Annotated in this window: 7 protein-coding genes; all 7 read right to left on the bottom strand. The window is 37.7% G+C overall.

Translation table 11 applies throughout. The annotated features are described in order from the left end of the window. Window positions 1–36 precede the first annotated feature (36 nt). Window positions 37–2,892 carry a type I restriction endonuclease subunit R gene (locus OZP13_RS09795; RefSeq protein ID WP_281297014.1) on the bottom strand — a complete coding sequence of 952 codons (2,856 nt, stop codon included), beginning with the start codon at window positions 2,890–2,892 and terminating at the stop codon, window positions 37–39. Between the two features lie 204 nt (window positions 2,893–3,096). Next, complete coding sequence (locus tag OZP13_RS09790; protein WP_269239999.1) at window positions 3,097–3,270, bottom strand: hypothetical protein; 174 nt, start codon at window positions 3,268–3,270, stop codon at window positions 3,097–3,099. A gap of 391 nt (window positions 3,271–3,661) precedes the next feature. Beyond that, a complete protein-coding gene (locus OZP13_RS09785) occupies window positions 3,662–4,408 on the bottom strand; it encodes a hypothetical protein (protein WP_281297013.1) in 747 nt (248 codons plus the stop codon). Window positions 4,409–5,334: 926 nt separating this feature from the next. Next, window positions 5,335–6,531 (bottom strand): IS256 family transposase, encoded by a 1,197-nt coding sequence (locus tag OZP13_RS09780; RefSeq protein ID WP_269239997.1) that lies wholly within the window; start codon window positions 6,529–6,531, stop codon window positions 5,335–5,337. 94 nt (window positions 6,532–6,625) lie between these two features. Next, window positions 6,626–6,949, bottom strand: coding sequence for a helix-turn-helix domain-containing protein (locus OZP13_RS09775; protein WP_281297012.1), 324 nt, complete (start codon window positions 6,947–6,949; stop codon window positions 6,626–6,628). 726 nt (window positions 6,950–7,675) lie between these two features. Beyond that, entirely contained in the window at window positions 7,676–8,473 is a 798-nt protein-coding gene (locus tag OZP13_RS09770; protein ID WP_281297011.1) for an SDR family oxidoreductase, read from the bottom strand. Between the two features lie 73 nt (window positions 8,474–8,546). After that, on the bottom strand, window positions 8,547–12,917 hold the full coding sequence (locus OZP13_RS09765) for a hybrid sensor histidine kinase/response regulator transcription factor (protein WP_281297010.1): 4,371 nt from the start codon (window positions 12,915–12,917) through the stop codon (window positions 8,547–8,549). Between the last annotated feature and the right edge of the window lie 308 nt (window positions 12,918–13,225).

Genomic DNA, 13,225 nt, shown 5'->3' with positions numbered 1-13,225 from the left:
ATCGATTTAACCTATGCGTATAATTCTATTAAACTTTTAAGCTGCTAAAACCTCATTTAATTCATTAATAATCACATCCGTTTCTTCCCCAAACAACTGCCACATTTTGCTCAAACCGCCTTCGGCATTAAAAGGGCTTAAATCAAAATCATCTCGGTCAATGTGAAAACTGTTGGCGACATAGTCCTTCATCATTCGCAACCATTGCATTTGGTCTTCAGTAAAGGCATTGTGTTGTCCGGCATTTTTCTTGAAAATCCAGTTTTGGAAATTTTTGTCCACTGTTTTGTCATAAGCCGTGAGCATGGTATCAATGCCGCTCACGCGACGTATCAAGGAAACCAGGGCAATCAGCTCGCTTTTGGTCGAACCGTTGGTTTTTTCCAGTTGTTCGTAGGCACGCCAAACGGTCAAGGGTGCCAATAAGGGTTTTTCGGTTTTCAGTTTTTCGCTTAGCTCTTTTATCATTTTGTAGGTAAAAGTACGGTGGCGGTAATCTTGCGCATAGAATAGTTGCAAAGCCGTGATTTCGTCTTTGTGGCTTTCAATCCAGCTTTTAAAGTCTTCTATCAATGCGGAACTTGCCGAAGCATGGTCTTTTACCCAACCTATGTTGGTAATCGCGTCTATATTGACCACGTCAATAATCTGGTCGTATTTTTTGCGAATGTCCACGATAAAATCACGCAAGTCGGGATTGTGGAAAACTGCAACCGCTGCTTCAATCAGTTTTTGTTTTTCAGTCTCGATGGCTTTTTCAATTTCAATAGGAGCGAAGCCTCGCATAACATTTCGGATTCCTGTTTCACTATTCGTGAGGGTATCTGGGTCATAGGCGTTCAACAACTGTTTCACGATATGGTTAATCGTAAAACCATCGGCTTGTTCGGCAAACTTCAATTTGTCTTTCTCGGAAAGTTGGCGTTCCAAACGAATCAAGCGATTGGCCAGCGTGGTCAACATGTCTTCTGAAGTATTCCCCATGGCAACGTTGGCTAGAATATCTTTCAACGAAACACCGGGTGCTTTTTCCAAAGGGCGGCTGTCGGTTTTCTGCGAACTCTCGACACCAATGGCGTCAATAATCACGAAATGGTCTTTGCTGAATCGGGCAGAAGGCGTTCCCTTGGCTTTCAATTCTTCCACGGAACAAGTTCGCGTGCCACGGCCTTTCATTTGTTCGTAATAGGAACGGCTTTTCACGTCGCGCATAAACAACAAGACTTCCAGCGGTCGGATGTCGGTTCCAGTGGCAATCATGTCAACCGTTACGGCAATACGGGGATAATAGTCATTTCGGAACTGTTGGAGTACTGACTTCGGGTCTTCCAGACTTTTATAGGTGATCTTTTTGCAAAACTTGTTTTCTTCGCCAAATTCCTCCCGCACGATTTCGATAATGTCTTCGGCATGGGAATCGGTTTTGGCAAATATCAATAGTTTGGGCACTTCAAATCCATTGGCATAAGCATCAACTAAAATTTCACTATTCCCAATTTCGGTTTCATCTCCCTCTCCTTTGGAGAGGGTCGGGGTGAGGAATCGGTCGGGAAACATCGCCGGCAAATTTTCTTTTACCGCTCGGATTATGGTGCGAATGGTGCTGGGGTTCACAATGTCTTTGTCCAATTGTTTGCCGCTATACACTTCATCTTCATCTAGGGCTTCCCAAAATTTCTTTCGGGTGAGTCGTTCTCGCTTGTCTACCTTTTCTCCAATTTTTATCGTACTGCCTTCTTTGGTAATTTGGGTTTCCACCGTGAACACGTTATAGGGAACCAAAACACCATCGATCACGGCTTTTTCATAACCATAATCGCAAACCAGATTTTGGTTGAAATAACCAAAGGTTCTGTTGTCGGGTGTTGCCGTCAGTCCAATTTGAAAAACATCGAAATAATCCAACACCTGTTTCCATAAATTGTAAATGCTGCGATGGCATTCGTCAATGACCACAAAGTCAAAGAACTCTATGGGCACTTTTTCGTTGTAGCCCACAGGAACTGCCGTTTTGGGTTCAAAAAATTGTTCGTTCGGGTTTTCCTCTTCGGCACTTTCATCCAGTTCCGTTTCCTTCAAGATGGAATACATTCGTTGAATGGTACTGATATATACTTGACTGTCGTTGGGAATGAAGGAACTGCTCAAACGAGTCACCCCGTACAATTCCGTAAACAAGCGATTGTCTTCACTGGCAGTATAGGAACGAAATTCACCTTCGGCTTGTTCGCCCAAGTTTTTGGTATCCACCAAAAACAAAATGCGTTTGGCTTTCGAATATTTCAACAAACGATAAATAAAGGAAATCGCCGTAAAGGTTTTTCCTGCACCCGTTGCCATTTGAATCAAGGCTTTAGGTCGCTGGTCTTTGAATGATTTTTCCAGATGGGTAATGGCGGTAATTTGACAATCCCGCAAACCTTCAATGGGCAGGGTAGGGATATCGTGCAAACGGGCACGTAACGTTTTGTCTTCCTTCATCCATTGCAGGAAAGTTTCCGGTCGATGAAAACTGAAAACATTTCGGGAACGGGGTTTCGGGTCTTTGTAATTGGTGAAACGAGTGATTTCGCCCGTGCTTTCATAAACAAAAGGCAAAGGATCGTTGTTCAACAATCGCAGTTTGGCATTGGCATAGCGCGCCGATTGTTCTTCCACCGAAGTCAAATGAATGCCTTCCTCTTCGCGTTTGGCTTCAATAATGCCAACGGCTTTCTTGTCAACGAACAGTACATAATCCGCAGGGCCAATATCGGTTTGGTATTCCCTGATGGCAATTCCCAATCCCGCTGCAAGATTGAATTTTTTCTTGTCCTGAATAATCCACCCGCTCGCGATCAACTGTTTGTCGATATGGTCTCTGGCGATTTGTTCGGGATTTTGGTTGAGCATAAAATTAGTGCGAATTTTATTTGGGTTAAAGATAGAAAAAATGTTGGTTTTTAAGCTAAAAGTTCTTTGTATTTAGAAATAAAATTCTTTCAAATAACAAGGGTAATGAAATTCGCCCATGTTTTAGTACGGGAAACCGTAAAAGAGCATTTTTTTTATGAAATAGGATGTAAAACGTGTAGATACAAGTCAAACGGCGAGCGATTATTGCAACGATAAAGGGCTTTCAATATTTTGCAGCAAGGCCACCAGCAGTGTTTTATCCTCCCGCTTAATGCAGGCATATACTTTGTGTACAAAGGAAACATTTGCCAAAGAGATAAGGATTGCCCCAAAACCCTTTAAGCCCCTAAAAGTTAAGAGCTGTTCTTTCTTCATTTATCTAGGACTCGGTTCCCCCTTTTAAGGCAAAGTCATTAAATTAAGCCCTTTTGTCATTTCGACCAGCGGGAGAAATCACATAAGTTGCTCACATAAGTTGCTCACATTTGTTGCTCCTATAAGTTGCTCACATAAGTTGCTCACATAAGTTGCTCACATAAGTTGCTCCTATAAGTTGCTCCTATAAGTTGCTCACATAAGTTGCTCCCATTTGTTGCTCCTATAAGTTGCTCCTCGTTACATGATTTCACGTCGTCGAAATGAAAAAATTATAGTGTATTTATTCTTGACTTAATGACATTGAGCTAAGGGATACCCAACCAAAATTACCCTCGAATCAGGAAAACCATCGCCCCCAACCGATAACTCATAACCGAAAACCCACAACCTACAACCTACAACTCACAACCTCCAACACCACGCTATTCTCATTTTTCAACGGATAAAACGCCCCATTCATTTCCTGTACAAATTGTGCAAAAACCACCCCAATTGGTACTCCCTCGGCATCAGCGAGAGCAGGAGCGGGGAGAACAACCGTGCCAACATCGGTTGGACTAAGATAAACCGTGTCGCTGCAACCAAAAGTAGAAGCCTGATTCTCGAAATCAAGAGTCAAATACCCCACTTGCAATGAAAGATGAGTGGCACCGGCAGGAAAACTAACCCGTTTGCCTTCAAAATCAGGAATGCTAAATCCAGTGCCCCAATCAAAAAGCACTTTTTGGTGCAAAACACCATCCAGTCGGGAGCCGGAAGTCAACAAATAACTTTTCAGCAAATCCTGTCCAGCCGTGCTTTGCAATCCGCCAAAAACAGTTCGCGATCCACGAGCCGAAACAAGATCCAAATTTTTAAGCTTCGTAAACAAACTTACCAACCGTTGGTGCAAAGTACCATCTTTAAAGCGGCACAAAAAAGGCTGCAATCCCTTCTTGAAAAACTGCACGCTCTGCATGCACCCCTTAAACTCGGAACCATTTTCCCGAACACGCACCATGCTGTCCTTCGTCTTGATGGCGTCACCATTAAAACCGCCACCTGCCTTGCGGCCAATGGTCTCGCCATTGAGCTGATAAAAATTAATACCTCCAATGGTGCCTTTCAACTTGATGATGCTTTTAATCTTGGCCATTTCTTTTCAAATTAGTGAATGATGGGGGCAAAGATACTATTTTAATACTATATATAATAAGTATATAATAAGTATATAATAAGTATATAATAAGTATATAATAAGTATATAATAAGTATATAATAAGTATATAATAAGTATATAATAAGTATATAATAAGTATATAATAAGTATATAATAAGTATATAGTAATTATATAGTAACTGTATGGTAACTGTATAGTAACTAATAGACTGATTTAATAGCAGTATACCTTGTTAAAAAGACGGAAATAGCCATGGGGAGCGACTAGGGAGGAGCGATCCAAATCCTTCTTTCAAACAAGACTGGTCAGGGTTCGTTGCCCAAATAGATACACAAATGGAGACTGCAGATAAAAAAGGAAGTGCTTCGCCCAGATTAAAATCAGCAATCACGGGGACTCCAATGTTCAAACAAAAAGGGATAGACAAAACACCGCCGAATCACCCTTAAGGAATTCAGTGACGATTAGGAGGTCAAATAGGAGGATGCGGAATCCAAGCTTTTGTAACGATAAACAAATGAAACAAAAGCTCGGAGCCTAAGGGGGATGTTGTCGGCAATGCTTATTTTCCGATGCAGAAAATAACTTTCCTTACTTAGAAAGGGTTTCAAACTTTAGTGGTACAATAATGGTACAATTTAAAGCAAACTATCGCAAAATAAAACAAAGTATCCTTATTAAGACAACATAACTCAAGGGAGTTGTTTGATACAAAAGTAGTTATAAACTTTGATTTTTTATTTACAGATATATAAAAACTATATGAAGTATTGCTATATTATTTTGATGGTTAATGATGAAAGTATAAACTAAAAAGGTCAAAAATCTAATATTAACTCTAGATTTTGACACTATCCCAAAAAGTGTGTAAGTTTAAAAATATAGGGGTTTGATTTTTTAATTAAAGTTGAACCCTTTTTTCAAATATAGTTAAGAACTGGTTGAGGATTAATCCCCAGTTTTGGATTGGCATCGACCATTTTTTGGTTGCCTCTCTCAAAGCCAAATATACAGATTTTAAAACAGCTTCATCCGTTGGGAATGATAATTTGTTTTTAGTGTATTTTCTGATTTTACCATTGAGGTTTTCGATTAAATTTGTGGTGTAAATTATCTTTCTGATTTCTACTGGAAAGTCAAAGAATACGGTAAGTTCCTCCCAATTTTCTTCCCAGGATTTAATCGCATAAGGATATTTATTATTCCATTTTTTAGAAAAATCTCCCAGAGATGCTTTAGCAGCTTCTTTAGTTGGAGCATTGTAAATAAGCTTCATATCTGCCGAAAATTCCTTTTTATCTTTCCAAACCACATAACGAGCTGAGTTTCTAATTTGATGTACTACACAGATTTGGGTTTGTGATTCTGGGAATACATTTTTGATAGTTTGCGTAAAACCATTTAGATTGTCAGTAGCAGTAATTAGTATATCTTCAACTCCTCTAGCTTTTAAATCTGTTAAAACGCCAAGCCAGAAACTAGCACTTTCATTCTTTCCTAGCCACATTCCAAGGACTTCTTTTTTACCTTCTCTATTAAGTCCAACGGCTAAATAGATGGTTTTATTGACTATTTTTGAGTTTTCTCTAACTTTAAAAACAATTCCGTCCATCCAGACTATCAGATAAACAGCCTCTAAAGGTCGGTTTTGCCAAGCAATAATATCACTCGAAACCGTGTCGGTTATCCTAGAAATAGTACTAGTGGAAACCTCAAAATTATAAACTTCTCTTATTTGTTCTTCGATGTCGCTATTGCTCATTCCTTTGGCATAGAGAGAGATTATTACGTTCTCTAAACCATCGAGCATATTTTGCCTTTTGGGCACAATTAAAGGGTTAAATGAGGCTTCTCGATCTCTGGGAACTTGAATCTGAGATTCGCCAAATGAGGTTTTTATTTTCTTGTTAGAAAAACCATTACGAGCATTGGATTTTGTAGTTTTCTCGTGCTTATCATAGCCTAAATGGGCGTCTAATTCGCCTTCGAGCATTTTCTCTATTCCTCGCTTTTGTAGTTGGGCTAAGAAGCCATAAAGGTCTTCGCCTGTTTTGAATTGCTTCAAAAATTCATCGGATAATAAATCTTCCTTTTTCATAAAATGTGTAAAATATTAAAATTAAGTAAAAAAAGTATTAGGGTTTGCACAAACCCTAATACTTTTTTTACTTACACACTTTATAGGATACTACCTAGATTTTTGACCTTTTAACAATTTCATTTTCGATTTCTAAATAAGTCTTTATCCGACCTGACTTAATCCATTGAATTAACTCATGTCTATAGAAATAAATACGTTTACCTTGTTTATTAACTGGAATTTCTCTCTTACTTACTTTACTATAGATAGTTGATACAGATAGATTCAAAAGCTTAGAGGCTTCTTCAATATTTAGAATATCTTCCTTATCTTCTTTTGTAATAGAGATTTGTACAATAAGTTTTTCCAAATGATCTAATTTATCATGAAGTTTGTTCATCATAATAGGTATTTGGTCAAAAGTAAATGGCTTCATAGTAATTTGTTCTTTAATTTTTACGTAAAAGTATGTATTACCAATGTTAGGAATAAAAGATGTCTTTAAAAGGAATACTTTGTCTTTTAATTTCTATTTATTACCGATTGTAGAAAAGAGGAAATTAATGTCTGTTTTCGAAAAAATGTGAGTTCGAACTATCCATTTTTTAGTGGAGTGAATGGTAATTTTATCGAATACCTTATTTCCAATTTTAACTTTTTTAGATAGAATTAAAAAGCATTGATATAAAAAAATGACGCCAATTGTCTTTCAATGGCGTCATTTGGTATTCGTGGAGTGGATGGTACTTTAATTGAACACCTAATTCCAATTTTAACTTTTTTAGATGGTTTTAACTTTTAAGTTTATTTATTTGATATTTAGTATTTTATGTTGCTGTGCTATTACATTCAGACTATAGTTTTAACAATGATTTCAATGTCAAATTCAAAATTTTAATTTGAAATAATTAAGAGAAATAAAATAAAATTTAATGATAAATTATGAAATTTAAAAGTGAATGGGAGTAGAGTAGAACTCAAATTTATCTTTGAAATAGTACTTGAACTATTTTAAAGAGAATTTGGAGCGATTGTTATGAATAGTGTCAAGGTGTTAATTATATCTTCTAAATATAACAATCTTTTGTTTTTTAAACATGTTTAATTATGCTCAAATCAATTCCAAATGCTATAAACATTAATTCGGTTGCCACATTTTTTTCTAATTTAAATCATTGATTAAAGCTCGATCTAAGTGAACGTATCCTCCATCAACAAAAACAAATTGTCCTGTAGTGTGCGAAGAACAATCTGAAATAATAAAAAGAGCCGTATCTGCAATTTCTTTCGTTTGGGTCATTCTACCCTCAAACGGAATGCTTTTATTGATTTTTTTCAAAACTGTTTCGCCATCCGCCAATGTTTTAATCCAATCTTCGTATGCCGGAGTATAACTTTCTGCAATTATAATGGCATTGGAGCGAATCCCAAATTGAATCAAATCGACTGCCCATTCTCTGGTCAACCCCAGAACTCCGCCTTTTGCGGCTGCGTAACCCGAAGTTCCTCCTTGTCCTGTCAAAGCCACTTTGGAGCCTATGTTCAGGATATTTCCTTTTGATTCTTTTAGATATGGAAGCGCATATTTGGTCAATAAAAAATAGCTGACCACATTCAGTTTCAAAGAATTCATAAATTCTTCATAGCTTGATTCCAAACCCGCGCCGTCATTTACGCCGACATTGTTGATGACTGCATCGATTCTTCCATATTTTTCAACAATCTTTTTTACAGCATTTTCCATTGCCTCTGGATTGGTTACGTCCGTTTGGACAAACAATGCGTCGATTCCTTTCTTTTGGAGTTCTTCCACATAGCCAAACCCTCTGCTGTTTCTGTCCACAAGTGTTGGTATGGCACCTTCATCCGCCAATCGCTTGATGATGGTTTCCCCAATGCTTCCTTCTTTGCCAGCGGAACCTGACACGACTACAACTTTGTCTTTTAATCTTAAATCCATATCTATTTGTTAAAAATCATTTACACCTTACACTTATAATATTATTTTGCTTTCTGCCGGGAATTATATTCTATTACTGTTTATTTTGTTTGCGATATTCCAATGGAGTTACCTCATATTTGTTTTTGAAAGATTTGCTGAAATATTTCATATCTGAAAAACCACTCATATAAGCAATCTCTTTTATTAACAGTTGACTGCCAATTATTAATTGTGCGGCTCGTTTTAGTCTTATGTCTCTTATAAATTCAACTGGTGAATAGCCAGTGAGACTTTTAATTTTGTAGAAGAAAGTAGTTCGATTGAGTCCAATCAAAGGGCCCAGGCTTTCAGCTGAAAATTTGTTGTTATCAATATTTTGTTCAATAATTTCCATTACTTTTTTCATTATTTCCTCATCCTGATCCGTGATTAAATGTGGTTTAGGATTAAAATCGTCAATCTGATTATTGTCAATAGAACCAAAAATATCCTGTAGTCGTTTTCTCTGATTAAGTAGATTTTCTATTCTGGCTTTAAAATAAGAAACACTAAAAGGTTTAGTTATATAATCATCAGCGCCATAAGTCAAGCCTTCAAGCTTACTTTCAATATTGGTTTTTGCCGTGAGTAAAATAACAGGAACATGACTTGTCTCAACATTTTTCCTAATTTTTTTCAAAAGGTCGACCCCGTTCATTTTGGGCATCATAATGTCGCTTACGATGAAATCGGGATTTTCTTCCACCGTCAATTGATAGCCAATTTCTCCATTGTCAGCTTCCAAGATTTGGTATTCGTCTTCGAGAATGTTTTTTATAAAGGCTCGTAATTTGGCATCGTCTTCGACCACCAAGATTTTAATTTGACCTTTTTCTTTTTTGGAAAGCATTTTTTGGGTTGGTTCTCTGTTTTCTTCGGAATCTTGTTCTTTTTCCTCTAATTCGAAATCTACTTCATCGGAAAAATGTTCTTTTCCAAGGTTGAAATAAACCGAAAAAGTGCTGCCTTTGCCGGGTTCGCTAGTCAAATCCAATTTGGCCTTGTGTTTTTCAACCAGTTCTTTGACCAATGATAGCCCAATGCCCGTACTTGGATTACTTCTTTTATCATTAAAGGAAACAAATCTTGTAAAAATCTTGTTGAGTTTCTCTTTTGAAATCCCTATTCCTTCATCGCTAATATGGATTCCTATTTGTTTTTCGTTTTTAGTGATGCTTACGGCAATAGCCTTTCCTTTTGGAGTATATTTAAAAGCATTTGAAAATAGGTTCATTAATATCTTTTCCAATCCATTTCGGTCGGCCCATATTTTGGTATTGCCAACTTCTTCATCAAAAGTAAATTGGATGCCTTGTTCTTTGGCTATTTCCAGAAAGTCGTTGTAAATATCTCTGACAAATTCCGCGATATTTATTTCGGAAACTTTGATGTTCACGTCCTGGAACTTGCGATAATCCAAGACTTGATTGACCAATCGCAGCAATCTATTGGAACTTTGGGCAATATAGGAAAGTTGTTTTTTTACGGGTTCCGGTGTCCTGTTGTCATTAATAAGATATTCTATTGGGGCAGTAATCAAGGTAAGAGGTGTGCGTATTTCGTGGGATATGTCAACAAAAAACTTTTGTTTCATATCTGACATTTGCTTTTCCAATTTTACGTTGGTTTTCAATCGGTAAATCGTGTTCAAGGTATAATTGATGAGCAGGAGGATGGCCGCAATTGTTATGGCGTATAAGATGTGGAAAAAGGTGGTGTTCCAAATGGACGGTTTGACTGTTATGGGAAGCCTTCTTTCGTTTAAGACCCAAATTCCCTGGCTGTTTGTCGATTTTACCTTGAAGGTATAGTCGCCTTTGGGAACGTTGGTGTAGATTGCCGTTCTCTGGTTTTGGATATAATTCCAGTTTTTTTCAAATCCTTCCAGTTTGTAGGCGTATTTGACGTTTGAAGGATTTTTATAATCCAATGCAGCAAATTCGATGGAAAAGAAATTTTGGTTGTGCTTTAAAATTAAATTGTTGCTGTTGTCAATGGAAGGACTGATGTTGGGGTCATTATTTTCCGAACTTTTCTGATTGAGAAGCTTGAAATTGGTGAAAGCCAAATAGGGTGCCGAGTTGTTGGTCTTGATTTGGTCGGGGTAGAAATGCAAAAGGCCGTCGGCATAACCAAAAAGCAATTCATTGCTGTTCAAACTGAATCGGGTGGCTTCCGAAAAATTGAGTCCATTCGTGATCCATTTTATTTCCGGATATACTTCGAAGAATTCCTTGGCGGGATTAAAACGGGCCAGGTTGTTGTCTGAAGTCACCCATATATTGCCGTCCACGTCTTCCAGCAGGGAAAGGATGTTTTCTGACGGCAATCCATTTTGTTGACCGTAATTCTTAAACGAAAGCGGAAAACCCAAGGCATCTTTTTTGACCACTTTGTTGATACCTCCATCTGCCGTGGCAATGAATATTTCTTTTTTGCTGGTGATGCAAAGATCGATGATGTCGTTGCTGGTAAGGCCTTGGTGCATATTTGTGGTGCTTTCGTAACTTTTTATTCTCGAAGGACTCTTGGTCACATTGCCGGGGTCGAAGGTAAGCAAGCCATTTGTCGTGCCCACGTACATCAAGCCTTCACGGGATTGTTTGATACAGCGGATTTTGTTGAAATTCTCAATGGGATAGTTTTTCCATTCGTTCCTGTAGCTTATGAATCGTGTGGTTCCAGATGCATTTGAAGTTACAAGATTTACCCCGTCCAAAGTGCCAATCCAAATTTGATTTTTTTTGTCTTGATAAACGGAATAAATATCATCGTTGGTCAGGCTGTAAGGATTTGCCGGGACGTTTTTGAAATGGATGACTTTATAGGCCAACGACTTGTTTTGGGGAATTAGTTTGTATAATCCGTCACCTCGGGTACCAATCCACACGTTGGATTGGGCATCTTCGATGATGCTGTAGGCTGCTTTGTTCCAAATGGCGTTATCGCTCCATTGTCCCGATGGCGAAAGGCATCCGATTTTATTCAAATTCTTGTCCAAAACAACAATTTGCTTTTGTTTGGTACTCACCCAAATGTTCCCATCCTTTGTTTGGCGTATGCATCGAACCCCTTTTACCGTGGATTGCAAGGGATTGGAGTTGATTTGCAAGGTCTTGAAATTGTTGTCGCTAAACACCACTTTGATAAGTCCCGACGTTTGGTAACTGAACCACAGGTTTCCCTGTCTATCGAAAAAGGAAGAGCTGAAATTATTGGTAAAATTGCCAAAACGGGAAAGAGGAGGAGGCGTGAAAGGAGTCAGTTGATGCTTGATGGGATCGTATTTTGAAAAATTGCCGCCATTGGGTTGGACCCAAATTTCGCCTTTTTTATTGGTAACCACCTGCGCCCTTGTCAGTGTGGTGTTTTTTTCCGTGTTTTGCTGATTGGTATTGAAATAGAACAGTTTTTGTGCCAAAAAATCAAAAAGATAGATGCCTTTTTCATTAGCGTTTACAAACCAGAATTGATTGTTTTTGGTAACGGTAATCGGAAGAAGATTGGCCGTTTTTAATTGCGGAATGGATCTTGAATTGTATATCTGGATGTTGCCGGTATAAATATTAATGGTACAAAAGCCCAGTTGGTCGGTTATGGCCAGAATGGTTTCCTCGTTCAGCTTTTCCAAGCTGGTTATGTTGGCGTTCAATTCCAGTTTTTGGGTTTTGAACGCATGGTTTACTTTTGAATATTTGGCAATTATTCCGTTTGAACCGCCAAACCAAATTTCGTCATCCAATTCCACTCCAGTGTAAAACGATTTCTTTTGGTTCGAGAAATACTGGGTTGTTTTGTCGAGCTTGTTTTTTTTTACCAAGCTGATGCCGTTGTTTGTCAACAGCCATGAATTTTGTTTCTTGTCTTCAAATACGAAATGCACTTCGGAAGCATTCAGGTTTTTTTGTTTTTTGCTGTACACTTTGGTTGAAAACGATAAATCGGAAACGAGAATACAGCCTTCCTCTTTGGACAACAACCAAACATATCCCGATTTGTTCACCTTTATTTTGCTTAAATGAAATCCTTTGGCAGCAGGGGTTACCATTAAATCTGTGCTCCAAAACGTTTCGGTTTCGGGATTAAAACAATAGGCATTGGACTTGTCGGAGTTGTTTTTGATCCAAATGCGGCCATTTGCGTCTTCGACAATTTGGTTGATCCGCTTGTTTTTCATGAACACCTTGTCGAAGGTCGTTGGCTTGTAGTTCTTGAAAGAATACCCATCGTACTTGCTGATGCCGTTATAGCTTGCCAACCATATAAAACCTTTTTTGTCCTGGATGATTTGGATAACAATGTTGTGCGGAAGACCATTTTCTACCAAATAATGTTCATAAGAGTAATTTTGCTGCGCTCTTGTTCCCGTCAAGGGCAAAAGCACCATAAAAAACAACAAATACTGTTTTACAAATAATTTCATTGAAAAGGTATTAATGATAATTTAGAACAAGCTGGTCATTCCAATATATTTTTCCAGGATATAATTCAAAGATAAATTATTTTTGGATAAATGGTCGAATGGCGGTCATTCGCCCGGACTTTTAAATTTATGGGTTTTAGTGTTTCTTAAAAGTACTTTTCATTTGTGAATAGACTAAATTAGGTTCTTTTTTTTAATACAAATCAGTTAATTGTTTGTTTAATAGTTATTTGTGTTTTGTTTGGTGTTTTTTTTTTATAATTAATTGTGAGACTTCTTTTTAGTTAAATGGTCTTTAAAATTTCAAT

It is taken from the genome of Flavobacterium limnophilum (assembly GCF_027111315.2).
Lineage (GTDB): Bacteria > Bacteroidota > Bacteroidia > Flavobacteriales > Flavobacteriaceae > Flavobacterium > Flavobacterium limnophilum.
The sequence above is the reverse complement of the archived record's forward strand: the minus strand, read 5'-3'. Positions and strand labels throughout refer to the sequence as shown.

Bases quoted from the DNA above. Each gene is read 5' to 3' on its own strand.
- OZP13_RS09795 (WP_281297014.1), bottom strand. From the start codon at position 2,892: ATGCTCAACCAAAATCCCGAACAAATCGCCAGAGACCATATCGACAAA.
- OZP13_RS09790 (WP_269239999.1), bottom strand. From the start codon at position 3,270: ATGAAGAAAGAACAGCTCTTAACTTTTAGGGGCTTAAAGGGTTTTGGG.
- OZP13_RS09785 (WP_281297013.1), bottom strand. From the start codon at position 4,408: ATGGCCAAGATTAAAAGCATCATCAAGTTGAAAGGCACCATTGGAGGT.
- OZP13_RS09780 (WP_269239997.1), bottom strand. From the start codon at position 6,531: ATGAAAAAGGAAGATTTATTATCCGATGAATTTTTGAAGCAATTCAAA.
- OZP13_RS09775 (WP_281297012.1), bottom strand. From the start codon at position 6,949: ATGAAGCCATTTACTTTTGACCAAATACCTATTATGATGAACAAACTT.
- OZP13_RS09770 (WP_281297011.1), bottom strand. From the start codon at position 8,473: ATGGATTTAAGATTAAAAGACAAAGTTGTAGTCGTGTCAGGTTCCGCT.
- OZP13_RS09765 (WP_281297010.1), bottom strand. From the start codon at position 12,917: ATGAAATTATTTGTAAAACAGTATTTGTTGTTTTTTATGGTGCTTTTG.